Raw genomic sequence first — 23791 nt, 5'->3', positions numbered from 1 at the left:
CGCGGGCCGGACTACGCCCGGTCCCTGCCCGGAGCCGCGGGCCGGACTACGCCCGGTCCCTGCCCGGAGCCGCGGGCCGGACTACGCCCGGTCCCTGCCCGGAGCCGCGGGCCGGACTACGCCCGGTCCCCACCCGGAGCCGCGGGCCGGACAGCGCCCCGCCCCACACGATCGGGTCCGCCGCCCCCTGACCGCCGGGCCCCCTGACCCCCTGACCCCCTGACCCCCGGCCCCCGCGGCACCCCCGCCCGGCCGAGGCAAGCGGGACAGCGGGCGACCGCCCGGCCACTCCCCGGCCGGCCACGCAGGTCGGGGCCCTTCCGCCCGCCGCGCCCGGCCCGGACCCCGCGCCCGGCGCTGGCCGCTTGGCGGAGCCGTTACGCTGGATGCGTGGCAGTCGTCGATGTATCCGAAGAGCTCAAGTCCCTCTCCTCGACCATGGAGTCGATCGAGGCCGTTCTGGACCTCGACAAGCTGAGGGCAGACATCGCCGTGCTCGAGGAGCAGGCGGCCGTGCCGTCCCTGTGGGACAACCCGGACGAGGCGCAGAAGATCACCAGCCGGCTCTCCCACCTCCAGGCGGAGGTCAGGAAGGCCGAGGCCCTGCGCGGCAGGATCGACGACCTCGAGGTGCTCTTCGAGCTCGCCGAGGCCGAGGACGACCCGGACGCCCGCGCCGAGGCCGAGTCCGAGCTGGCCGCCGTGCGGAAGGCGCTCGACGAGATGGAGGTGCGCACCCTCCTCTCCGGCGAGTACGACGCCCGCGAGGCGCTGGTGAACATCCGCGCCGAGGCCGGTGGCGTCGACGCCGCCGACTTCGCCGAGCGGCTCCAGCGCATGTACCTGCGGTGGGCCGAGCGGCACGGCTACAAGACCGAGATCTACGAGACCTCCTACGCGGAGGAGGCCGGCATCAAGTCGACCACCTTCGCCGTGCAGGTCCCGTACGCCTACGGCACCCTCTCCGTCGAGCAGGGCACCCACCGGCTCGTGCGCATCTCCCCCTTCGACAACCAGGGGCGGCGCCAGACGTCCTTCGCCGGCGTCGAGGTCCTGCCGGTCGTCGAGCAGTCCGACCACGTCGAGATCGACGAGACCGAGCTGCGGATCGACGTCTACCGGTCCTCCGGCCCCGGTGGCCAGGGCGTCAACACGACCGACTCCGCGGTGCGCATCACGCACCTGCCGACCGGCATCGTCGTCTCCTGCCAGAACGAGCGCTCGCAGATCCAGAACAAGGCGACCGCGATGAACGTGCTCCAGGCGAAGCTGCTCGAGCGGCGCCGTCAGGAGGAGCAGGCCAAGATGGACGCCCTCAAGGGCGACGGCGGCAACTCGTGGGGCAACCAGATGCGGTCCTACGTCCTGCACCCGTACCAGATGGTCAAGGACCTGCGGACGGAATGCGAGGTCGGCAACCCCGAGGCCGTGTTCAACGGTGAGATCGACGGCTTCCTCGAAGCCGGCATTCGCTGGCGCAAGCAGCAGGAACAGCAGGTCAAGTAACTTTGTCGACATGGCAACTGCCGCCTGCGGGGCGGCAGTTGCCATTTTCGTATCCGGATGTCCGGGATTTGCGTCACACTCACATCGTTCATCCTCCGGCAAAGATCGCTTACCGGGACATCGCGTGCGCAACGGCCTTGACGATGCTTTGAAAAATGGGAAAGGTGAAGCGCGGCATGCGTAACTCAGGGGCGCATGTGAACCGGGGGGCTCCATCGTTCAGTTACCTCCGTTGATCACGGCCCCGGGCGCGGCCTCATCGACGATCAGCTACTGGGGGTAGCACACACATGACGAAGAAGACGCGGATCCGCGTTGCGCGCATAGCCGCGGGCGCCGTGATCGCCGCGGGCGCCTCACTGACCGCTGCGGGCGCCGCCTCCGCCCTGGAGATCAACCTGACGGCCGGTGTCGGCGTCGCCGCGGACGGTGAGCCCGACCCCTGCGACATCTCGGTCGACCCCGACTGCCAGCCGAGCACCCCGCCGAGCACTCCGAGCCAGCCCAGCACCCCGCCGAGCACTCCGAGTCAGCCCAGCACCCCGGGCCAGCCGAGCACCCCGGGTGAGCCCAGCAACCCCGGCCAGCCCAGCACCCCGGGCAACAACGGTGGCGGCTCCGGCAACAACGGTGGCGGCTCCGGCAACAACGGCGGTGGCTCCGGCAACAACGGTGGCGGCTCCGGCAACAACGGCGGTGGCTCCGGCAACCAGGGCGGTGGCTCCGGCACCAACGGCGGTGGTGGCTCCGGCACCAACGGCGGTGGCGGCACCGACGTGAACGGCGGTGGCGGCACCGACGTGAACGGCGGCGGCAACGACAACTCCGCCCAGGAGGCCGGCACCTCGGCCCTCACCGACACGGGCGCGGACACCCCGGCCAACCCCTCGGCCCAGGGCAACGGCGAGGAGCTCGCCGAGACCGGTGCCGGTCAGACCGCGTTCCTGCTGGTCGGCGCCGCCACGATGATCGCCGGCGGTATCGGCTTCCGCGTCCTGCCCCGCATGATGGGCGGCCGCGGCGGCGCCGCCGCCTGAAGGTAGCGGCAGGCTCCGCGGAGCCTCGGCACGCCTGACACGAGAAGGGCCCGGAGCATCGTGCTCCGGGCCCTTCCCGTACCGCCGGAAAAACGTCCGCGTCGTGCGCGCGCCCCGGGTCCTAGGCCGTCTGGTGCGCCAGCAGTGCCACCGCCGCGATCAGCACCACCAGCAGCGCGATCAGTGCCGTCGGGTTGAGGCCTCCGAAGAAGTTCTCCTGCTGCAGCCGCTCGCGGTTCGCGCGGCACACGGGGCACCGGCCTTCGCTCACGGGCGCCGCGCAGCTCGCGCACACCAGCCGGTCGTACGTCATGCGCTCGCCCTCCTTGCACCGGTTCCACCAACACAACGCTCGGGGACACGCGAACGTTCCCTTCTCCACTGTGCCAGGTTCCCGGGGATTCAGCGCGGGGTCCCCGGAGACGGACGGTGTTACCCACGTCGCCCGGTACAAAAACGCACAACCACCGCGCAAGCCGACCGGCGCCTGCGCTCGCACACCCGGTTCGCGTATGGTCACGCTCATCTACCCCCGGCGACCCGTGGTGCATCCGTGATCCGATTCGACAACGTCTCCAAGGTCTACCCCAAGCAGACCCGCCCCGCCCTCAGGGATGTCTCCCTGGAGGTGGAGAAGGGCGAGTTCGTGTTCCTCGTGGGCTCCTCCGGCTCGGGAAAGTCCACCTTCCTGCGGCTGGTCCTCCGCGAGGAGCGGTGCAGCCACGGCCAGGTGCACGTCCTGGGCAAGGACCTCGCACGCCTCTCCAACTGGAAGGTGCCGCAGATGCGCCGCCAGCTGGGGACGGTGTTCCAGGACTTCCGCCTCCTGCCGAACAAGACGGTCGCCGAGAACGTCGCCTTCGCGCAGGAGGTCATCGGCAAGTCGCGCGGCGAGATCCGCAAGTCCGTGCCGCAGGTGCTCGACCTCGTCGGGCTCGGCGGCAAGGAGGACCGGATGCCGGGCGAGCTGTCCGGTGGTGAGCAGCAGCGCGTGGCCATCGCGCGGGCGTTCGTCAACCGGCCCAAGCTGCTCATCGCCGACGAGCCCACCGGCAACCTCGACCCGCAGACCTCCGTCGGCATCATGAAGCTGCTCGACCGCATCAACCGGACGGGCACCACCGTGGTGATGGCGACCCACGACCAGAACATCGTGGACCAGATGCGCAAGCGCGTCATCGAGCTGGAGAAGGGCCGCCTCGTCCGCGACCAGGCGCGCGGCGTCTACGGCTACCAGCACTGAAGTCCACGTCGGAAAGGCTTGACCAGACGCCATGCGCGCCCAGTTCGTCCTGTCGGAGATCGGTGTCGGTCTCCGCCGCAACCTGACGATGACGTTCGCCGTCGTCGTCTCCGTCGCCCTGTCCCTGGCCCTGTTCGGCGGGTCGCTCCTCATGAGCGACCAGGTCAACACGATGAAGGGCTACTGGTACGACAAGGTCAACGTCTCGATCTTCCTCTGCAACAAGAGCGACGCGGAGAACGACCCCAACTGCGCCAAGGGCGCGGTCACCGAGGACCAGAAGAAGGTGATCCTCGCCGACCTGAAGAAGATGGAGGTCGTCGACAGGGTCACCCACGAGTCGCAGGACGACGCGTACAAGCACTACAAGGAGCAGTTCGGCGACTCCCCGCTGGCCAGCTCCCTCACGCCGGACCAGATGCAGGAGTCCTACCGGATCAAGCTGAAGAAGCCGGAGCAGTACCAGGTCATCGCGAGCGCCTTCAACGGGCGCGACGGCGTGCAGTCGGTGCAGGACCAGAAGGGCATCCTGGACAACCTCTTCGGGCTGCTGAACGGCATGAACTGGGCGGCGCGGGCGATCATGGCGCTGATGCTCGTGGTGGCGCTGATGCTGATCGTCAACACGGTGCGCGTCTCGGCGTTCAGCCGCCGGCGCGAGACCGGGATCATGCGCCTGGTGGGCGCCTCGGGCTTCTACATCCAGGCCCCGTTCATCATGGAGGCCGCGGTCGCCGGGCTCATCGGCGGCACGGTGGCGTGCGGCTTCCTGGTGATCGCGCGCTACTTCATCATCGACCACGGCCTGGCCCTGTCGCAGAAGCTCAACCTCATCAACTTCATCGGCTGGGACGCGGTGCTGACGAAGCTGCCGCTCATCCTCGCCACCAGCCTGCTGATGCCCGCGCTGGCCGCGTTCTTCGCGTTGCGCAAGTATCTGAAGGTGTGACGCATGCCGCGAGGGCCGGACGGCGAACGTGCCGTTCGGCCCTCGCGCGTTGTCCTACACTCACCGGCATGTCAGGTCGTGACCTGTTTCGCCAGCCCCGCCGCTTCGGCCGCGGGGCCGCCCTGACATTGGTCTTCGCGAGCGTGCTGGTGGCCGGTGCGGCGACGGGCTCCCTGCCCGGCTCGGACCGCAAGTCCCCGCCGGAGTCGGTCGGTTCGGCAGCCTCCGGCGACCGGCACGCCGAGGTGGCCCGGGCGGCCGCCGAGGCGATGGCCGACGGCAAGTCCCCCATGGAGGCCGCCGAACGCGCCGTCAGCCGCAGCGGGGACCGCTGGGGCGCCGTCTACTCCCCGGGCGAGTACGAGGAGTTCGAGGAGGCGCTCGACGGCCGGTACACCGGCGTCGGGCTGTGGGCTCGGCGCGAGCGGGACGGCCGCATCGAGGTCACCCGGGTGCGGACCGGTTCGCCCGCGGCCGCCGCCGGGATCCGCGAGGGGGACCGGCTGCTGCGCGTCGACGGCCGGAAGGTGGACGGGATGCCCGTCACCGAGGTGGTCTCCTTACTGCGCGGCGACGCCGAGGACGCGCCTGCCGGCACCGCCGTCACCCTCGGCCTGCGGCGCGGCGCCCGGGAATGGACACAGACGCTGCACCGGGCCAGCCTGTCCACCGAGCCGGTCACCGTGCAGCGGCTCGCCGACGGCGTCACGGTGATAAGGATCGCCGCCTTCACCAAGGGCGCCGGCGACAAGGTGAGCACCGCCCTGCGCAGGGCGCCCGCCGGCGCCGGGGTCATCCTCGACCTGCGCGGCAACTCCGGCGGCCTGGTCACCGAGGCCGTCACCACCGCCTCCGCGTTCCTCGACGGGGGCCTCGTCGCCACCTACGACGTCGACGGCGAGCAGCGCGCCCTGCACGCCGCACCCGGCGGCGACACCCGCCGGCCCCTGGTCGCCCTCGTCGACGGGGGCACGATGAGCGCGGCCGAACTGCTCACCGGCGCCCTGAAGGACCGCGGCCGCGCAGTCGTCGTGGGCTCCCGCACCTTCGGCAAGGGCGCGGTGCAGATGCCCACCCGGCTCCCCGACGGCTCCGTCGCCGAACTGACCGTCGGGCACTACCGCACCCCCTCCGGCCGCACCGTCGACGGCCGGGGCATCACCCCCGACCTGGACGCCGGCGAGGACGCCGTGCGGCGGGCGGAGACGGTCCTGAGCGGCCTGGGCGACCCGTCCTGAGGCGGCCGGCCCGTCCGGGACGGGCGTGACCGCAGCCGAGGTGAAGCCCGCCCCGCGGAGCGATCACCGCCGTGCGAGCGGGTAGAAAGGGAGGCGCCCGGCCCCCCGGGCCACCCGGACCGCCGGCAGCGACCGGCACAACACATGCGAGGAATCCGATGATCTTCATTACCGCGAAGTTCCGTGTGCTGCCCGAGCACGCGGACGCCTGGCCCGAGATCACCCGGGAGTTCACCCAGGCGACCCGCAGTGAGCCGGGGTGCCTGTGGTTCGAGTGGGCCCGCAGTGTCGAGGACCCGACCGAGTACCTGCTGACCGAGGCGTTCCGCGACGACGAGGCCGGCGCGGCGCACGTCGGGTCCGAGCACTTCAGGACCGCCTGCCGGACCCTCCCGCGCCACCTGGCGGAGACGCCCCGCATCGTGAACGTCACCGTCCCCCAGGACGACTGGTCCCGCCTAGGGGAGATGGAGGTACCGCAGGAGGGGTGACACCGGGCAGCGCGCGCGGCGATCCGGCAATCGACTGGCCCGCAACCCCCTCCGTAGTGCGAAAATGGTCGGCACTATGGCTAAGGAAACAGGGCGCAAGCTGATCGCGCAGAACAAGAAGGCGCGGCACGACTACCACATCCTCGACACCTATGAGGCCGGCATGGTCCTCACCGGCACCGAGGTGAAGTCGCTGCGCCAGGGGCGCGCGTCGCTGGTCGACGGCTTCGTCCAGCTCGACGGGCACGAGGCGTGGCTGTACAACGTGCACGTGCCCGAGTACAGCCAGGGCACGTGGACCAACCACAGCGCCCGCCGCAAGCGGAAGCTCCTGCTGCACCGCGCGGAGATCGAGAAGCTGGAGTCCAAGTCCCAGGAGACGGGTCACACGATCGTGCCCCTCGCCCTGTACTTCAAGGACGGCCGGGCCAAGGTCGAGATCGCGCTCGCGAGGGGCAAGAAGGAGTACGACAAGCGGCAGACGCTCCGCGAGAAGCAGGACCGGCGCGAGGCCGACCGCGCGGTGTCGGCGGCCCGGCGCCGGCAGCGCGCCTGACATTCCGGGCCGGCGCCCCGCCGGGGCCGCCCGGAGCCAGGCGCCGGCTGCGGGCGGGAGCCTCCGCGAGGCGGGACGGCCCGCCCGGCGGCGTCGGCCGGGCGGGAATGTCCGGGCGCCCGGCCCTGTTGTACGAGGTGCCGGGGCGGGCGGCCTCTCGGGGACGCCGGCCGGGCACCCGCCGGAATACGCTGGCACCGACGTGTGTTGGTCACGTACGATGGCATCGCACCGCACAGCCGGTGCGAGAGTCCCTCCTCGCGAGGGGCGCGGTTTGAAAAATCAACATGGGGATGATCGGTTTCGACAGCGGTTGTCGAAGCAGGGGAAGCGTGTCGAGGAAGCGGCCATGATCTCGTAAACCACAGGCCGAAAAAAATAATCGCCAACACCAAGCGCGATTCCTCCCAGGCCTTCGCCCTCGCTGCCTGATCTCAGGTAGCCAGAGCGAGCCTCCTAATGGGAGTGTCAGCCCGGGGCTGTTCCCGACCCGGATCCTGGCATCAGCTAGGGAACTAAACCTTGATCCCGGTCACGGGGTGAAGAGGGAAACCACACAGTGACTGAGCCCGTCGGAGACTTGTCCGCGTGATCTCCGGGGCCGAGAAAAGCGAAGCGGACTGCACACGGAGAAGCCCTGGTTCCGCACCGTTGGACGCGGGTTCGATTCCCGCCATCTCCACGATCGGGAGGCCACCGAGCCTCCCACCCCTGTGGGCGAGGGCCCCGCCGCTTCCGAGCGGCGGGGCCCTTGTCGTGCGCCCTGGGGGTGCTCCGGCCGGGGTCCGCAGACCGGGGGCGCCTGAGGGCGATACCGTGAAGGACGGACATGGCGCCCTGCATGCCTTCGTGCCGCTCGGAGGATGGATGACGACCGTCGGCCGCAGGAACCGGTACCGGTCGGCCAGGGCACTGCCCGTGGGGGCCCGCGGTCATCTGTGAGCGGCCGTGGCGCGGGCACAGGCCGGGGCCGCCGCGTGTGGGGTCCCAGCCCATATCGGCGGGACGTTGACGCTTCTAGCTTCCGCGGACATGACACACACCAGAGCCGCACGTCACGTCACCGTCCTCGCGACCCTGCTGGTCGCCCTGCTCGCCGCCCTGATCGCGCCCGGCAGCGCCACGGCGGCCGTCTCCCTCCAGGAGGTCACCGGGTTCGGCACGAACCCCGGTGCCCTGCGCATGTTCCGGTACGTCCCGCCCGGTCTGGCCGCCGGCCGGCCCGTCGTCGTCGCCCTGCACGGGTGCACCCAGGACGCCGCCGGCTACGGCGACAACAGCGGATGGCTCCAGCTCGCCGACCGCTGGGGCTTCTCGGTCGTGCTGCCGCAGCAGCAGTCCGCCAACAACCTCTCCACCTGCTTCGACTGGTTCCAGGCCGGTGACATCGAGCGCGGCCGGGGCGAGGCCGCGTCCGTCGCGCAGATGGTCGACCGGCAGCTCGCCGACGTCTCCGGCGACGCCGGACGCGTGTACGTCACCGGACTGTCCGCGGGCGGCGGCATGACCGCCGTGATGATGGCGGCGTACCCGGAGAAGTTCGCCGCGGGCGGGATCGCGGCCGGGCTGCCGTACGGCTGCGCGCAGGCCGCCGGGTCGCCGTACGTCTGCATGTACGTCGGCGCCACCCAGACCGCGAAGCAGTGGGGCGACCGGGTGCGGGCCGCCCGGCCCGGCTACACCGGCCCCTGGCCGACGCTGACCGTCTTCCAGGGCACGGCCGACTACACCGTCAAGCCCGTCAACATGACCGACCTGACGAGGCAGTGGACCGACGTCCACGGCGCCGACCAGACGGCCGACGTCAGCGACACGGTCGCCGGGTATCCCCACCAGGTCTTCCGGGGCCCGGCCGGCAACGCCGTCGTCGAGACGTACAGCGTCACCGGCATGGGACACGGGCAGCCCGTCGATCCCGGCACCGGGAGCACGCAGTGCGGGACCGCCGCCTCCTACTTCCTCGACGTGAACCTGTGTGCCGCCCACCGGCTGGGCCAGGCCTGGGGCCTGGGATGACACCGGCCCCCTGACACACGGCGGCTACGGCGCGGGAGTGCCCAGTTCGAACCAGACGGTCTTGCCGATGCCGGCGGCCCGCGGTTCGGCACCCCACTCCCGCGCCAGCGCCGCCACCAGGGCCAGGCCCCGGCCCGACTCGTCCTCGGGCGCGGCCTCACGGGGCGCGGGCAGCGTGTCGCTCGCGTCCGTCACCGAGACGCGGAGGCGGTCCGCCCCCAGGACGCAGCGGGCCCGGATCTCGCGGCCCGGGGGGACCTTCGCGTGGCGGTAGGCGTTCGTCATCAGCTCGCTCAGCAGGAGGACGGCGGTCTCCGTCACCTCGTCGGGCAGCTTCCAGGAGGCGGCCTGTTCGCGCAGCAGCGTGCGGGCCCGGCCGACGCTGCGGGCGTGGCGGGGAAGGCGCCACTCGATGTCCTGCGGGAGGGCGGCGGGGGAGGGGCGGGAGTCGGGGCCCGGGAGCGGGGTCGGCATGCGCGGCGTGGTTCCCTTGCGTGTGATTCTCCGTCGTTTGCGGTGATCAGGCTGCTGTCCGCCGCCTAACCTCACGAGTGGCGGAACGGGTACGCGGCGTGCTTGTACACGGCGTGGCAGCGGGAGGCGGGTGGGAGCGCGTGGCGTCGGGGGAGTCCCAGCAGGCCCAGCAGAACTGGCGGTACTGCGGCGGGCAGATCAAGCTGTGGCGCGAGGAGGCGGGCGTCAGCCGGCAGGCCCTCGCCGACGAGGCCGGGTACGACTACGAGTACGTGAAGTCGATGGAGTGCGGCAGGCGCCGGCCGACGCTGCGGCTGCTGCAGATCGCGGACCAGATGTGCGGGGCCCGGGGGAAACTCGCGGCGGCCCACGAGTTCCTGAAGCCGGAGCCGTTCCCGGCGCGGTCACAGGAGTACATGGCGCTGGAGGCGGACGCAATCGCCGTGCACGACTACTCACTGGCGTTGGTCCCCGGGCTGCTGCAGACGAGGGAGTACGCGCTGGCGCTGATCGGCGGCAGTTGTCCGCCGCTGGACGACGAAACGGTTCAGGAGCGTGTCAGAGCGCGCCTGGTCAGGCAGGAGGCGCTCACCCGCTGCACCAAGACCGTCTACGGCTTCGTCCTCTACGAAGCAGCGCTACGCACGGAGGTGGGCGGACCGGAGGTGATGAGGCGGCAACTGCTTGACCTGTCGGAGATGAGCGGGCTGCGCAACGTGGCCATCCAGGTCCTGCCCTTCGGCAAGTGCAGTGGCGTGGCGCTGAACGGCTCCTTCATCCTGCTTGAGAACGCGGAGCGCGAGCGCTTTGCTTACGTCGAAGGCCCCGAGACCAGTGTGCTGCATGCTGACGTCGAGCGGGTCAGCGATCTGGCCCAGGTGCATGGCATGATCCGCATGCAGGCTCTCGGAGTTGAGGAATCGGCGGCGTTCATCAGGAAGGTGGCCCAGTCGTTATGAGCGACACGCTGGCATGGTTCAAGTCCAGCTACAGCGACTCCCAAGGTGGCGCCTGCCTCGAAGTCGCCTATGCGTGGGGCGAGTCGTGCCGCAACGATTCCTCAGGCTGTGCCTGTGGAGCGGCAGCCGCCACGCCCCGGGCCATCCAGGTCCGCGACTCGAAGCTCGGAGCACGCGGCCCCCGTTTCGCCGTCCCCGCGGGCGCCTGGGCCGCCTTTCTCGCGTACGCGGCCCACGGAGCCTGAGCCCCGGGCTCCGAGCCGCGGCCCTTCCGGCCCGACCGAGCCGCGCGGGGGCTCACCGTGGCCCAGTCAACCGTGCCGTGCGCGGCGCGCGTCGACGCGCGCCGCGCACAGCCGCTCTCAGGGGACGAAGAGGCAGAACGGGTGGCCCGACGGGTCCGCCAGCACGTACAGCGGTTCCTCGGGGTCGTCGTACCGGTCGAGGAGCAGCTCGGCGCCCAGCGCTTCCGCCTGTTCGCGCTGCCTGGTCAGCTCGGCCCGGTCCGGGACGGTGAGATCGATGTGCAGCTGCATCGGGACGTCGTGCTCGGGCCACGTCGTCCGGGGCAGGCGGTCGACGCGCTGGAAGGCGAGCTGGTTGACTCCGTCGGAGTTCCGCAGGACGAGCCAGTCCGGCTCGTCGGCCGCGCCGTCCGCCGGGGGTTCGTCACCGGGCCGGTACGTCAGGCCCAGGAACCGCCGGTAGAACTCGGCCAGTTCTCTCGGCCTGGTGGTGTCCAGGACGGTCTGGTTCAGCCGGGGGTACTCGGCCATGGGCCCTCCGATCGACGAGCGCGTCATCCGCTCCCCTCAGAGTCCCCGCTGCCGGGAAAACATTCCGTCAGGCCGATGATCAGCGGTCCGCTGACCCAGCGAGATCAGCAGCGCCAGTGCCGCGGCCGTCACCGGCACCCCGTAGCCGGCCGTCGGCGACAGGTGCTCGACCACCCAGCCGCCGGCCGCGCTGCCGCAGCCGATGCCGCCGAGCAGGCCGGTCACCGCCAGCGTCATGCCCTCGTTGAGGCGGCCCTCGGGGGTGCGCCGCTGCACCAGGGTCATGTTGGTGATCATCGTCGGCGCGGTCGCCGTGCCGGCGACGAGCAGGGCCGCCGACAGCAGCAGGAGGGAGCCGGTCAGGGAAGCGGCCAGCAGCGGCAGCGTCATCAGCGCCGTCATCGCGGCGACGCACCACGGCAGCCGCCGGGCGGCCGGGCCGGCCGCCCGCAGCGCCCCGTACAGCAGGCCGGCCGCGCAGGAGCCGGCCGCCTGCAGGCCGAGCGCCACGCCCGCCGCCGTGCGGTGCCCCTGCGCGTCGGCGAAGGCGACGGTGACCACCTCCAGCGCGCCGAACACCGCGCCCATGGCCAGGCACACCAGGAGCACGCCCGGCATCCCGGGAGCGGTGATCGGCGCCTTCGCGCGGGTGCGCGGTGCGGGCGGCGGCTCGGTCGCGCGCTGGGCGGCGAACAGCAGGACCCCCGTGAGCAGCAGCACCGCGCCGGTGAGCGTGCCCGCCTCGGGGAAGAAGGTCCCGCACAGGAAGGCCGCGAGGGCCGGGCCCAGCATGAAGCACAGCTCGTCCGCCGCCTGTTCGAAGGAGTTCGCGGTGTGCAGGGCCTTCGCGTCGCCGCGCAGCAGGTGGGCCCAGCGGGCGCGGGACATGCCGCCGGTGTTGGGGGTGGTGGCCGTGGCGGCGTACGCGGCGAACAGGGTCCAGTCGGCGGTGCCGAAGTGCACGCACAGCAGCAGCGCGAGGCTGCCCAGCACCGCGCAGACCGTCGCGGGCACGGCGACGCGGGCCTGGCCGTACCGGTCCACCAGCCGCGCGATCCAGGGAGCGGTCACCGCGCTCGCCGCGAGCCCGGTGGCGGTCACCGCGCCGGCGAGGGCGTACGAACCCCGCGCCCCGGCGATCATGACGACCGTGCTCACGCCGAACATGCCCTGCGGCAGCCGGGCGATCAGGTTCCCGGCGGTGAAGGCCCGGGTGCCGGGGACGGCGAACAGCCGGCGGTACGGGCCGGGCGGGCGGGCACCGCGCCGGCGCGGGCCGAAGTCGACGGCGACGAGCGCATCGGCCGTGACGGTGAGCAGGGGTTCTTTCCCGGGAGTCCGTTGCGGCATGCACACAACGTCCCGTGCGGCGGAGCGCGAGGTCCAACACCTGTCGCCGACGGATTCACGCACCCGGGTTGTCAATCGTCCGGCGGCAGCGTTGTAGGTTCGCCGCATGCCCGCCCACCTGGACCCCCGTCTGCTGCTCGCCTTCGTCGCTGTCGCCGAGGAACTGCACTTCACCCGGGCCGCGGCCCGGCTGTACGTGGCCCAGCAGGCCCTCAGCCGGGACGTGCGGCGGCTGGAGCGGGAACTGGGCGCCGACCTGTTCGTCCGCTCGACCCGGCAGGTGACGCTGACGCCCGACGGCGAGCGGCTGCTGCCGTACGCGCGGCGGGTGCTGGAGGCCCAGGACGCACTGCTGTCCGCCTTCGGGCAGGCCCGTCCGCTGCTGGTCGACCTGAACTCCCCGGGCCTGGTCACCGGGCGCCGGGTGCTCTACCGGGCCCGGGAACTCGCCCCCGAGCAGGAGATCATGGCCCGCTTCGAGAGCGGGCTGACGTACGCGGCGGCCGAACTCCTCGCCGGGCGCCTGGACGCGTCGTTCGGCCGCTTCGCCGGGCTGGAGCCCGGGCTGCGGGCCCGGCTGGCGCACCAGCTCGTGCGGTTCGAGCCCATGGCGATCGTGCTGCCCCGGGAGCACCCGCTGGCGTCCCTGCCGTCGGTGCCGCTGGACGCGCTGGCCGGCGAGACGGTGTACGCCGGTGCGGGCAACCCGCGCACCCCGGAGTGGACCGACCTCGCGCACCGCCTGTTCGACGGGCGCGGCATCAAGGTCGCCCCGCCGGCCCCGCTGGCCGTGGGCGAGGAGGAGTTCCAGCGCATCATCGCCAAGACGGGCCATCCCGTCCTCGCGGTGGTCGGCTTCCCGGCCCTGCCGGGGACGGTGGTCCGGCCGCTGGCCGACCCCGTGCCGCTGTCGCCGGTCTCGCTGGTCTGGCGCCGGGGGCTGGCGCACCCCGCGCTCGACGCGCTGCGGCGGGCGGCGGCGGAACTGGCGGCGGCGCACGGATGGTTGCGACGACCTGTCCAGGGATGGATTCCGGCCGTCGACGAAACGGTCAATTCCGTTCAGGGTTGATACTTCGGGCGTTTGCCCCTCTGACGGGTACTACGTTCTTGCCCTCCGAGCACGGTAAAGCCAAGGGGGGCGCTCGGGCCGGTGGGGGCCGGTCCGGCGACAGGCGCTCGGAGTCGTGTGCGCGCCCGTCGAGTCCCGTGGGGGAAAGTACGTTGCGCGTGAAGAAGTGGCGGGAAAACGCCCGTCCGGAGCAATCAGCCGTGTCCGCGACCGGGGCGAACCCCGCCGCCGCGTCCGGCGACCGGGCCGAGCCGGAGACGGGCCCGGCGGCGGTGCCGCGGATCGAAGACCCGTGGCAGGACCCCGGGTTCGGCCCGGAGCCGGCCGCCGGCCACGACCCGGCCGCCGGCCACCACCCGGCCGCCGGCCACGACCCGGACCCGGACTCGCACCCGGACCCGGACTCGCACCCGGCCCCGGACCCGGGCACGGGCGAGATGACCGTCCGGCTGGACCGCGCCGCGGTGCCGTCGGAGCAGGACGGCGGCGAGGGCCCCGTCTTCGTGGACGCGTCCGGCCGCCGCAGCCGCCGGCTCCGCCGGGTCGGCCTGGCCGTGGGCACGGCCTGCGCGGCCTACGCCGTCGTCATCGTCGTCACCCTGGTCTCGGGCAACTCCAACGCGCCCTGGCTGCCCGTGCCGGGGCAGGACGACGAGCCGTCGTCGAGCAAGGTCGACATCACTCCCGCTCCCACCGACCCCGCCCCGCCGCCCGGCTCCGGCGGCGGCTGGGTGGTGCCCGGCACTCCGGTGGTGGCGGGGACCGGCGTGAAGCCGGCACCCGGCGCCACCACCGGTGCGCCCCGCGGCTCCGCCGCACCCCGCCGACCGGGCGCCTCCGCCGCTCCCCGGCCGAGCGCCACCGCGACCACGCAGCCCGTCAAGCCGGGCCCGACCGTCCCCGTCGCGCAGTCGTCACCGCCGCCGCTCACCGCCACGCCCGACCCGAGCGCCAGCCCGTCCTCGCCCGACCCGTCCCCCTCCCCGACCGGGGGCGGCTCCGGCACCGGCGGCAGCGGCCCGGTCGCCGCGGGCCCGGGCGACCCGGTGCCCGTGACGAGCGCGCCGGGCGAGGCGGGTCCCACGGGTTCCTCCGGGCCCACGGCCTCCTCCGGCAGCGGCGCCGGCGATCCCGCGCCCGTGACGAGCGAGCCGGGCACCGCCGCCCCGGCCCCGGCCTCCGCGGAGAGCGCCGCGTGATGAACTCCCGCACCCGCCGTTCCGGCGCGTGGACCGCGGCCCGGAACGGCTCCCGCCGACGCCGTCTGCCCCTGCGCCTGCTGCTGCCCACCCTCCTGCTCGCCGTGCTCATGGCGATGCTGATGCTGCGCGGATACGTGCACAGCGAGATCCTGGCCGACCACCGCGTCCGCTCCGAGGCCGCCACCGGCAAGGTCCCCGGAAGCGTCCTCGACGGCGGCCCGGTGATCGACACCCGGGCCGGTCACCCGGACGGACTGCGCGTCCCCGACCACCGGCTGGTCCTCACCTTCGACGACGGCCCCGACCCGACCTGGACGCCCAGGGTGCTGGACGTGCTCAGGAAGCACCACGCGCACGCGGTCTTCTTCGTCACCGGCACCATGACCAGCCGCTACCCGGAGCTGGTCCGGCGCATGGTGCGCGAGGGCCACGAGGTCGGACTGCACACCTTCAACCACCCCGACCTGTCGTACCAGTCGGCGGGGCGCATCGACTGGGAGCTGTCCCAGACCCAGCTCGCGATCACCGGCGCGGCCGGCATCCGCACCTCCCTGTTCCGCCCGCCGTACTCCTCCTCCGCCGACGCCATGGACGACCGTTCCTGGCCGGTGACCCGGTACGTCGGCGGCCGCGGCTACATCACCGTCGTCAACGACATCGACAGCGAGGACTGGCGCAAGCCCGGCGTCGACGCCATCGTCAGCCGTGCCACGCCCGTCGGCGGCAAGGGCGCCATCGTTCTCATGCACGACTCCGGCGGCGACCGCCACCAGACGGTGCGGGCACTGGACCGGCTGCTGCCCGAACTCAAGGCCCGGGGCTACCGGTTCGACAACCTCACCGAGGCGCTGAACGCGCCGAGCGCGCACACCCCCGTCACCGGCCCCGGCCTGTGGAAGGCCAGGGCGTGGATCTTCCTGGTCCAGGCGTCCGAGCGCATCACCGACGCCCTGGCGGTGTGCCTGGCCGTGGTCGGCGGGCTCGTCATCGCACGCTTCGTGCTGATGTTCCTGCTCTCCGGCGCCCACGCCCGCCGGGTCCGCCGCCCCGGCTTCCGCTGGGGCAGGCCGGTCACCGAACCGGTGTCGGTGCTGGTCCCGGCGTACAACGAGGCCAAGTGCATCGAGAACACGGTGCGTTCCCTGACGGCGAGCGAGCACCCGATCGAGGTGCTCGTCGTCGACGACGGCTCCAGCGACGGCACCGCGGACATCGTCGAGGCCATGGGCCTGCCCGGCGTGCGCGTCGTCCGGCAGGCCAACGCGGGCAAGCCCGCGGCACTGAACCGGGGCATCGCCCACGCCCGCCACGACCTGATCGTGATGATGGACGGCGACACGGTGTTCGAGCCGTCCACGGTGCGCGAACTGGTGCAGCCCTTCGGCGACCCGCGCGTCGGCGCCGTAGCCGGCAACGCCAAGGTGGGCAACCGCGACTCGCTCATCGGGGCCTGGCAGCACATCGAGTACGTGATGGGCTTCAACCTCGACCGGCGGATGTACGACATCCTGCGCTGCATGCCGACGATCCCCGGCGCGGTCGGCGCCTTCCGGCGCTCGGCCCTGCGACGGGTCGGCGGCATGAGCGACGACACGCTCGCCGAGGACACCGACATCACCATGGCGCTGCACCGCGACGGCTGGCGGGTGGTGTACGCCGAGAAGGCCCGCGCCTGGACCGAGGCGCCGGAGTCGGTCCAGCAGCTGTGGTCCCAGCGCTACCGGTGGTCCTACGGCACCATGCAGGCGATCTGGAAGCACCGCGGGGCGCTGCTGGACCGCGGGCCGTCCGGCCGCTTCGGCCGGGTCGGCCTGCCGCTGGTGTCGCTGTTCATGGTGGTCGCTCCGCTGCTGGCCCCGCTCATCGACGTGTTCCTGCTGTACGGGGTCGTCTTCGGCCCGGCGCAGAAGACGATCGCGGCCTGGCTGGGTGTCCTGGCGGTGCAGGCGGTCTGCGCCGCCTACGCCTTCCGCCTGGACCGGGAACGGATGACGCACCTGGTCTCGCTGCCGCTGCAGCAGATCCTCTACCGCCAGCTGATGTACGTCGTGCTGCTCCAGTCCTGGATCACGGCGCTCACCGGCGGCCGGCTGCGCTGGCAGAAACTGCGGCGCACCGGTGTCGTCGAGGCGCCGGTCGCGCCGCCGATGCCGCAGCAGCGCACCCACGACGGCAGCGATGATCGGAGGCCGGTCGCATGATCCACGGACAGCCCGCGGGGACGGGCGCGGACCCGGACACGGTGCCGGCACCGGTCCTCCCGCGGCAGCGCGGCGCCGAACCGGAGCCCGCGACCGCCCCTGGGAAAGCCGGCCGTGACCGCTACCTGGACCTGCTGCGCACGCTCGCCCTCCTGCGGGTCGTGCTCTACCACCTGTTCGGCTGGGCGTGGCTGACGGTGCTGTTCCCGTCGATGGGCGTGATGTTCGCGCTGGCGGGCTCCCTGATGGCGCGCTCGCTCGACCGCCCGGCGGCGAGCGTGATCAGGAGCCGGGTCCGGCGCCTGCTGCCCCCGCTGTGGGCGTTCGCCGCGGTGGTGCTCGCGCTGATGTTCGCGGGTGGCTGGAACCCGGCGGACGACCCCGACCACGGCGGCACCTGGGGCCTGCTGTCGCTGTTCGACTACGTCGTCCCCGTCGGCGCCCCGCCCTACCCGGCGCACCTCGGCTCCCCGTCGGGCCTGCTGGAGAGCACCTGGGCCGAGGACGCGGCGGGACCGCTGTGGTACCTGCGCGCCTACCTCTGGTTCGTGCTGGCCTCGCCGCTGCTGCTGCGGGCGTTCCGCCGGGCGCCGTGGGCCACCCTCGCGGTCCCGCCGGCCCTGGCCGCCGTCGTCGGAACCGGCCTGGTCACCATCCCCGGCGAGACGGGCAACGCCGTCACCGACTTCGCGGTGTACGGCGGCTGCTGGGTTCTGGGCTTCGCCCACCACGAGGGCGTCCTGGCGCGGATCCCGCGCTACGCGGCCGTCTCCGGCGCGGCCCTGCTGATGGCGTTCGGCCTCTGGTGGGCCTCCGGCCACCCCGGTCCGGAGGGCCTGGACCTCAACGACATCCCGCTCGCCCAGGCCACCTTCTCTTTCGGGTTCGTCGTGATCCTCCTGCAGTACTCCCCGTCCTGGCGGGAGCTGCCGGGCCGGCTGCGCCGCTGGGAGAGGCTGGTCACCCTCTCCAACAACCGCGCGGTCACCCTCTACCTGTGGCACAACCTGCTGATCGCGGCCACCGTGCCGCTGCTGGACCAGGCCTACCGGCTGCCGTTCCTCAGCGGCGCGGAAGGCGCGGCGGAGCTGGACGCGGCCTACCCGGTCCTGGCGCTGGTCCTGGTGTGGCCCCTGATCGGCCTGGCCGTCCTGGCGTTCGGCTGGATCGAGGACGTGGCGGCGGGGCGCCGCCCGCGGCTGTGGCCCGACGGCCCACGGCGCGGAGAGAACCGCCACCGCTCCTGAACGCCGTCCGACGGACCTCTCACCCGGCCCGCCCGCCGGGTGAGAGCAACGTCTTCTCCCGGTCACCCGGTGCCACAGGGCCGAAACGCGGCCTTCCTACCGTCGGGACTCAGCACGCGTCGAACGACCCGAGCACCGGAGCACCGTGGAGGCGTCATGACAGCCCCGAGCACAGCCCCCGCACCGATCAGGAAAGGCCGCTGGATCGAGCGGTGGGACCCGGAGGACGAGACGTTCTGGCAGGCGGGCGGGGAGAGGACCGCCCGGCGCAACCTGCTGTTCTCGGTCCTGTCCGAGCACATCGGGTTCTCGGTGTGGACGCTGTGGTCCGTGCTGGTGCTGTTCATGGGGCCGGAGTACGGGCTGACGCCGGCGGACAAGTTCCTGCTGACGTCCGTGGTGACGCTGGTCGGAGCCGTGGCCCGGGTGCCCTACACCTTCGCCGTCGCGGTGTTCGGCGGCCGGAACTGGACCGTCGTCTCCGCGGGCCTGCTGCTCGTCCCGACGGTCGCCGCCTTCGCCGTGATGGAGCCGGGCACGTCCTTCTCCACCTTCCTGTGGACCGGGCTCCTCGCCGGCATCGGCGGCGGCAACTTCGCCTCGTCCATGACCAACATCAACGCCTTCTTCCCGCTGCGGCAGAAGGGCTGGGCCCTCGGCCTCAACGCCGGCGGCGGCAACATCGGCGTGCCCGTCATCCAGCTCGCCGCCCTCGCCGTCATCGGCGCCGGCGGGGGACCGCGGGTGCTGCTCGGGATCTACATCCCGCTGATCGTCGTCGCCGCCGGCCTGGCCGCCCGCCACATGGACAACCTCGCCACCCTGAGGAACGACACCGGCGCCGCCCGGGACGCCGCGAAGGACGCCCACACCTGGATCATGGCGTTCCTCTACGTCGGCACCTTCGGCTCCTTCATCGGCTACAGCTTCGCGTTCGGGCAGGTCCTGACGAACCAGTTCGGGCGGACCCCGCTGCAGGCCGCCTACCTCACGTTCATCGGCCCGCTCCTCGGCTCCCTCGTCCGCCCGGTCGGCGGCCGGCTGGCCGACCGGTACGGCGGGGCCCGGATCACCCTGTGGACCTTCGTCGCCATGGCCGCCGCGACGGCCGTCCTGGCCGGCCTGCGGAACTCGCTGGCGCTGTTCGTCGCCGTCTTCGTCGTGCTGTTCGTGCTCAGCGGGCTCGGCAACGGCTCGACCTACAAGATGATCCCCGGCATCTTCCGGGCCAAGGCGCTGGCCCTGGGGCTGACGGGGGAGGAGGCCGCCTCCTACGGGCGCCGGCTGTCCGGCGCGTCCATGGGGCTGATCGGCGCGGTGGGCGCGCTCGGCGGCGTCGGCATCAATCTCGCCTTCCGCCAGTCCTTCCTCTCCCACGGCTCCGGCACGGGCGCCTTCGCCGCCTTCCTCGCCTTCTACGGCGTCGCGGTGGCGGTCACCTGGGCGGTATACCTTCGCCGCCCGGCCGGACGGGACCGTACCGCCACCGTCGCCGCCGAGCCGGCCCCGCAGCCGGGGTACGCGGAGGTCTGACGTAACACTGGGGACATCGCGCCGAACCGGGCCCGTCACATGCCGTTGACAGGCTCGGTCCGGCACGCGGCAGGGACGAACTCCTCGAGCGCGGGACGAGAACGTGATGGACGACGAACAGCAGCGACCGGAACACGGGCCCCTGGCCGGGTTCACCGTGGGCGTGACGGCCGCGCGCCGGGCCGAGGAACTCGGGGCGCTGCTCCAGCGGCGCGGCGCGGCCGTCGTGCACGCGCCCGCCCTGCGCATCGTGCCGCTCGCCGACGACGGCGAGCTCCTCGCCGCCACCAAGGAGATCATCGGCGCGCACCCCGACGTCGCGGTGGCCACCACCGCGATCGGCTTCCGCGGCTGGGTCGAGGCCGCCGAGGGCTGGGGGCTCGGCGAGGCGCTGCTGGACCGGCTGCGCGGGGTGCGGCTGCTGGCCCGCGGACCCAAGGTCAAGGGCGCGATCAGGGCCGCGGGGCTGACGGAGGAGTGGTCGCCGTCGTCGGAGTCCATGGCGGAGGTGCTCGACCGGCTGCTTCAGGAGGGCGTCGAAGGGCGGCGGATCGCGGTCCAGCTGCACGGCGAGCCGCTGCCGGGCTTCGTGGAGGCACTGCGGGAGGGGGGCGCCGAGGTGGTTCCGGTCCCCGTCTACCGGTGGATGCCCCCGGAGGACACCGGCCCGCTCGACCGGCTGCTCGACGCCGCCGTCTCCCGCGGCCTGGACGCGCTCACCTTCACCAGCGCGCCCGCCGCCGCCTCCCTGCTCTCCCGCGCCGAGGAGCGCGGACTGCTGCCGGAGCTGCTGTCGGCCCTCGGCCACGACGTGCTGCCCGCCTGCGTCGGACCGGTCACGGCGCTGCCGCTGCAGGCCCGCGGCGTGGACACCGTGCAGCCGGAGCGCTTCCGGCTCGGCCCGCTGGTGCAGCTGCTGTGCCGCGAACTGCCGGGCCGGGCCCGGGCCCTGCCGGTGGCCGGGCACCGGGTGGAGATCCGCGGGCACGCGGTCCTGGTGGACGGCGAGCTGAAGCCCGTACCGCCCGCGGGCATGGCGCTGCTGCGGGCGCTGGCGCGGCGGCCGGGCTGGGTGGTGGCGCGGGCCGAGCTGCTGCGCGCGCTGCCGGGCGCGGGCCGCGACGAGCACGCGGTGGAGACGGCGATGGCCCGGCTGCGGACGGCGCTCGGCGCGCCGAAGCTGATCCAGACGGTGGTCAAGCGCGGCTACCGCCTCGCCCTGGATCCGGCGGCGGACAGCAAGTACGCCGACGCCTGACGCCCGGACCGGCCGGAGCCCCCGCGGGGGGTTCCGGCCGCGACGGAGGACGGGCACTGTGGGAGCAAGCGGTTCCCCAGCCCTCGACAGGCACCTCACCGGCACCCGCCGGCCCGGGTGACCCCAGGCGGTGACAGGCACATGGCACTGGGTACGGCCCCGTACGAGCTACGGTTCGACGCCGGGCGGATCTGCCTGGATCTGCTCGCCACCACCCATCCCGGCGAACGGCTGGACTCCGTCGAGCCGTTGCGCGCCTGGATCACCGGCTCCGGACTCGTCCCGCGGGGCACCCCGCTGGCGCACGCCGACGCCTCCTGGCTCCTCGCCTTCCGCGAACTGCGGGGCCACATCGCGTCGTTGGTGCGGGCCTGCCTCGTGCCCGAGGGCCGCCCCCACGGCCCCGCGCTTGCCCGCGTCAACGACATCGCCCGGGCCGCGCCACCCGCGCCCCGTGCCGTCACCGGCGAGGACGGCGCCCTCGTACGGGAGTTGGCCGCCTCCCCGGAGTGCGCCGGCCTGCTCGCCGCCGTCGCGCGCGACGCCGTGGACCTGCTCACCGACCCCGCCGCCCGGGCCGCGCTGCGCCAGTGCGAGGGCGACAACTGCCCCATCGTGTACCTGGACACGTCGCGGGGCCGCCGCAGGCGCTGGTGCTCCAGCGAGGTCTGCGGCAACCGGGAACGGGTGGCCCGCCACCGCCGCCGCACCGCCCCGGCCCGGGCCTGAACAACCCAACGGACCCTCACCAAGCCCTCTCGGATGGCCCGTTGTCGCCCTGGGCGGACCGATCGGCCATGTGATGTGCACAACACTCCGTTTGGTCACGGTCCCGTAGGGGCAGCCGCACCGCCCGGCGGCGACGTGCCGGAAATGTAAACATCGTGCGGGGAGAATGTGCGCTCATGTCCCGCTCGTCACACCGGCCCGCAGAAAACCCCAGCCCCGCTTTGAACATCGCGCACTCCCCGTCCGTACCCGTCGGCGAGCGACCGACTGGGGGAACCCCCGGACATCGGAGGTGGGCGTGCGCAAGGATTCCGTCGTGGCCAAGGAACGTGGATCGAGGGCCCGACATCGCATGTCCCAGCCCTCGGAGCCTGACGAGGAGCTGATGCGTGCGCTCTACCGTGAACACGCCGGACCCCTCCTCGCGTATGTCCTGCGGCTGGTCGCCGGAGACCGGCAGCGCGCCGAGGACGTGGTGCAGGAGACGCTCATCCGTGCCTGGAAGAACGCCGGTCAGCTCAATCGTGCGACCGGTTCGGTACGCCCCTGGCTGGTGACGGTCGCCCGGCGCATCGTCATCGACGGCCACCGCAGCCGGCAGGCCCGGCCGCAGGAGGTCGATCCGTCGCCGCTGGAGGTCATTCCCGCGGAGGACGAGATCGACAAGGCGCTGTGGTTGATGACGCTGTCGGACGCGCTGGACGACCTGACCCCGGCCCACCGGGAGGTGCTGGTCGAGACGTATTTCAAGGGGCGTACGGTCAATGAGGCGGCGCAGACGCTGGGCATACCCAGCGGCACGGTCCGCTCCCGGGTGTTCTACGCCCTGCGGTCGATGAAGCTGGCTCTGGAGGAGCGGGGGGTGACGGCGTGATGAGCACTTACGGGGGGTTCGGAACGGGTGGTTCGGGTATGTCTGGCCCCATGCAGGGATCACCGGCCCCGAACGAGCACGAGACCGTCGGCGCCTACGCCCTCGGCATCCTCGACGACGCCGAGGCAACCGCTTTTGAGGCACACCTCGCCACCTGCGAGTGGTGCGCCCAGCAACTCGACGAACTGGCCGGGATGGAGCCGATGCTGGCCGCCCTCGCGGACATGCCGGGTTCCGGCACGCCCGCGATCGGCGAGTCGCTGTCGGCCAGGCCCAGTCCGCGGCTGGCCGAGAAGCTCGTCGACGAGGTCGCCGAGCGCCGCGCGCGCAAGCGCCGCCGCGGCTTCTACCTGGTCGCCGCCGCGGCCGCACTGATCATCGGCGGCCCGCTGACCGTACTCACGGCGACCGGCGGCTCGGACGGCGGCGGCGACGCCATGGCCGCCGGCCCCGCCCAGTCCGCCTTCCAGACGATGTCCGACCGGCGGACGGCCACGGACCCGGCGACCCACGTCACCGCGACCGTCGCCATGGAGAAGCGGGACTGGGGCACGCACGCGGTGCTCCAGCTGAAGAACGTCACCGGCCCCAAGAAGTGCTCGCTCATCGCCGTCGGCAAGGACGGCGAACGCGAGACGGTGACGTCCTGGTCGGTCCCCAACTGGGGCTACGGCGTCCCGAACGCCAAGACGGAGCAGGCCAAGCAGCCGCTCTACGTCCACGGCGGCGCCGCCCTCACCCCGAACGAGATCGACCACTTCGAGGTCATGACCTTCGACGGCAAGCGCCTGGTGGAGGTCGACACCTGACCCCCGCCCGCCGCGCGGCCGCCTCCGGCACCCGGAAGGCCCCCCAGCCGCCCACCCGCCGCGCGCAGGCCCCGCAGCCGCCCACGGACGGAAGGGAGCGTGTCGCGGGCTGCCCGCCCGCCGCGCGGTCCTGGTGACGTGGGGCAGCCGCCCACGGGCGGGAGGGTGCGTGCCGGGGGCTGCCCGCCCGCCGCGCGGTCCTGGTGACGTGCGGCAGCCGCCCACGGGCGGGAGGGTGCGTGCCGGGGGCTGCCCGCCCGCCGCGCGGTCC

At 72.8% G+C, this 23791-nt stretch carries 23 protein-coding genes and 1 other RNA gene; 20 read left to right on the top strand and 4 right to left on the bottom strand.

Annotated features, from left to right (window positions below; all coding sequences use genetic code 11):
* The first annotated feature begins 390 nt into the window (after nucleotides 1–390).
* Both prfB and ABZ920_RS29625 read left to right on the top strand, forming a co-directional pair.
* A complete protein-coding gene (prfB, locus tag ABZ920_RS29630; RefSeq protein ID WP_361511634.1) occupies nucleotides 391–1506 on the top strand; it encodes a peptide chain release factor 2 in 1116 nt (371 codons plus the stop codon).
* Nucleotides 1507–1796: 290 nt separating this feature from the next.
* On the top strand, nucleotides 1797–2543 hold the full coding sequence (locus ABZ920_RS29625) for a hypothetical protein (protein ID WP_361511632.1): 747 nt from the start codon (nucleotides 1797–1799) through the stop codon (nucleotides 2541–2543).
* Between the two features lie 121 nt (nucleotides 2544–2664).
* Here ABZ920_RS29625 and ABZ920_RS29620 read toward each other — a convergent pair whose 3' ends face one another.
* Nucleotides 2665–2856 (bottom strand): hypothetical protein, encoded by a 192-nt coding sequence (locus ABZ920_RS29620; protein ID WP_361511629.1) that lies wholly within the window; start codon nucleotides 2854–2856, stop codon nucleotides 2665–2667.
* A 240-nt stretch (nucleotides 2857–3096) separates the two neighbouring features.
* On the opposite strand from ABZ920_RS29620, the gene ftsE reads away from it, so the two are divergent.
* The 7 genes from ftsE to ABZ920_RS29585 all read left to right on the top strand — a co-directional run bounded on the left by ftsE (nucleotide 3097) and on the right by ABZ920_RS29585 (nucleotide 9036).
* On the top strand, nucleotides 3097–3786 hold the full coding sequence (gene ftsE, locus ABZ920_RS29615) for a cell division ATP-binding protein FtsE (RefSeq protein ID WP_067235911.1): 690 nt from the start codon (nucleotides 3097–3099) through the stop codon (nucleotides 3784–3786).
* Nucleotides 3787–3817: 31 nt separating this feature from the next.
* Nucleotides 3818–4735: a permease-like cell division protein FtsX gene (gene ftsX / locus ABZ920_RS29610; RefSeq protein ID WP_361511626.1), complete on the top strand. Its 918-nt coding sequence runs from the start codon at nucleotides 3818–3820 to the stop codon at nucleotides 4733–4735.
* Nucleotides 4736–4803: 68 nt separating this feature from the next.
* Nucleotides 4804–5973: a S41 family peptidase gene (locus ABZ920_RS29605; protein WP_361511623.1), complete on the top strand. Its 1170-nt coding sequence runs from the start codon at nucleotides 4804–4806 to the stop codon at nucleotides 5971–5973.
* Between the two features lie 158 nt (nucleotides 5974–6131).
* Nucleotides 6132–6464, top strand: coding sequence for a putative quinol monooxygenase (locus ABZ920_RS29600; protein ID WP_361511620.1), 333 nt, complete (start codon nucleotides 6132–6134; stop codon nucleotides 6462–6464).
* 76 nt (nucleotides 6465–6540) lie between these two features.
* Nucleotides 6541–7020: an SsrA-binding protein SmpB gene (gene smpB, locus ABZ920_RS29595; protein WP_361511617.1), complete on the top strand. Its 480-nt coding sequence runs from the start codon at nucleotides 6541–6543 to the stop codon at nucleotides 7018–7020.
* 289 nt (nucleotides 7021–7309) lie between these two features.
* Nucleotides 7310–7705: a transfer-messenger RNA gene (gene ssrA / locus ABZ920_RS29590) on the top strand.
* A gap of 347 nt (nucleotides 7706–8052) precedes the next feature.
* Entirely contained in the window at nucleotides 8053–9036 is a 984-nt protein-coding gene (locus ABZ920_RS29585) for a PHB depolymerase family esterase (protein WP_361511615.1), read from the top strand.
* A gap of 24 nt (nucleotides 9037–9060) precedes the next feature.
* Here ABZ920_RS29585 and ABZ920_RS29580 read toward each other — a convergent pair whose 3' ends face one another.
* Nucleotides 9061–9510, bottom strand: a complete 450-nt coding sequence (locus ABZ920_RS29580; RefSeq protein ID WP_361511612.1) for an ATP-binding protein — start codon at nucleotides 9508–9510, stop codon at nucleotides 9061–9063.
* 140 nt (nucleotides 9511–9650) lie between these two features.
* Between ABZ920_RS29580 and ABZ920_RS29575 the strand changes: the two genes are divergently transcribed.
* Nucleotides 9651–10469, top strand: coding sequence for a helix-turn-helix transcriptional regulator (locus ABZ920_RS29575; RefSeq protein ID WP_361511609.1), 819 nt, complete (start codon nucleotides 9651–9653; stop codon nucleotides 10467–10469).
* Nucleotides 10466–10714, top strand: a complete 249-nt coding sequence (locus ABZ920_RS29570; protein WP_361511606.1) for a DUF397 domain-containing protein — start codon at nucleotides 10466–10468, stop codon at nucleotides 10712–10714. Before ABZ920_RS29575 ends, ABZ920_RS29570 begins: the two co-directional genes overlap by 4 nt.
* Nucleotides 10715–10831: 117 nt before the next feature.
* Here ABZ920_RS29570 and ABZ920_RS29565 read toward each other — a convergent pair whose 3' ends face one another.
* Together ABZ920_RS29565 and ABZ920_RS29560 are read right to left on the bottom strand one after the other, a co-directional pair.
* Nucleotides 10832–11245 (bottom strand): VOC family protein, encoded by a 414-nt coding sequence (locus ABZ920_RS29565; protein ID WP_361511603.1) that lies wholly within the window; start codon nucleotides 11243–11245, stop codon nucleotides 10832–10834.
* 36 nt (nucleotides 11246–11281) lie between these two features.
* Nucleotides 11282–12595 (bottom strand): MFS transporter, encoded by a 1314-nt coding sequence (locus tag ABZ920_RS29560; RefSeq protein WP_361511600.1) that lies wholly within the window; start codon nucleotides 12593–12595, stop codon nucleotides 11282–11284.
* Between the two features lie 106 nt (nucleotides 12596–12701).
* On the opposite strand from ABZ920_RS29560, the gene ABZ920_RS29555 reads away from it, so the two are divergent.
* The 9 genes from ABZ920_RS29555 to ABZ920_RS29515 all read left to right on the top strand — a co-directional run bounded on the left by ABZ920_RS29555 (nucleotide 12702) and on the right by ABZ920_RS29515 (nucleotide 23520).
* Complete coding sequence (locus ABZ920_RS29555) at nucleotides 12702–13667, top strand: LysR family transcriptional regulator (protein ID WP_361511597.1); 966 nt, start codon at nucleotides 12702–12704, stop codon at nucleotides 13665–13667.
* A 200-nt stretch (nucleotides 13668–13867) separates the two neighbouring features.
* Entirely contained in the window at nucleotides 13868–14866 is a 999-nt protein-coding gene (locus tag ABZ920_RS29550) for a translation initiation factor IF-2 (protein WP_361511594.1), read from the top strand.
* Nucleotides 14866–17070 (top strand): glycosyltransferase, encoded by a 2205-nt coding sequence (locus tag ABZ920_RS29545; RefSeq protein WP_361511591.1) that lies wholly within the window; start codon nucleotides 14866–14868, stop codon nucleotides 17068–17070. The genes ABZ920_RS29550 and ABZ920_RS29545 overlap by 1 nt, the downstream gene beginning before the upstream one ends.
* Nucleotides 17067–18317 (top strand): acyltransferase, encoded by a 1251-nt coding sequence (locus ABZ920_RS29540; RefSeq protein ID WP_361511588.1) that lies wholly within the window; start codon nucleotides 17067–17069, stop codon nucleotides 18315–18317. Before ABZ920_RS29545 ends, ABZ920_RS29540 begins: the two co-directional genes overlap by 4 nt.
* A 156-nt stretch (nucleotides 18318–18473) precedes the next feature.
* On the top strand, nucleotides 18474–19850 hold the full coding sequence (locus ABZ920_RS29535) for a nitrate/nitrite transporter (protein WP_361511585.1): 1377 nt from the start codon (nucleotides 18474–18476) through the stop codon (nucleotides 19848–19850).
* A gap of 106 nt (nucleotides 19851–19956) precedes the next feature.
* The gene (locus ABZ920_RS29530) at nucleotides 19957–21108 is read left to right on the top strand and encodes a uroporphyrinogen-III synthase (protein ID WP_361511582.1); all 1152 of its coding nucleotides are present in this window, start codon (nucleotides 19957–19959) and stop codon (nucleotides 21106–21108) included.
* Between the two features lie 141 nt (nucleotides 21109–21249).
* On the top strand, nucleotides 21250–21837 hold the full coding sequence (locus ABZ920_RS29525) for an ABATE domain-containing protein (RefSeq protein ID WP_361511580.1): 588 nt from the start codon (nucleotides 21250–21252) through the stop codon (nucleotides 21835–21837).
* Between the two features lie 292 nt (nucleotides 21838–22129).
* Nucleotides 22130–22711, top strand: a complete 582-nt coding sequence (locus ABZ920_RS29520) for a sigma-70 family RNA polymerase sigma factor (protein ID WP_361511578.1) — start codon at nucleotides 22130–22132, stop codon at nucleotides 22709–22711.
* A 38-nt stretch (nucleotides 22712–22749) separates the two neighbouring features.
* The gene (locus ABZ920_RS29515; protein WP_361511575.1) at nucleotides 22750–23520 is read left to right on the top strand and encodes a zf-HC2 domain-containing protein; all 771 of its coding nucleotides are present in this window, start codon (nucleotides 22750–22752) and stop codon (nucleotides 23518–23520) included.
* Nucleotides 23521–23791 lie beyond the last annotated feature (271 nt).

It is taken from the genome of Streptomyces sp. NPDC046831 (genome assembly GCF_040645305.1).
In the GTDB taxonomy this organism is placed as follows: Bacteria; Actinomycetota; Actinomycetes; order Streptomycetales; family Streptomycetaceae; genus Streptomyces.
This window is presented reverse-complemented; position numbering and strand designations above follow the sequence as displayed.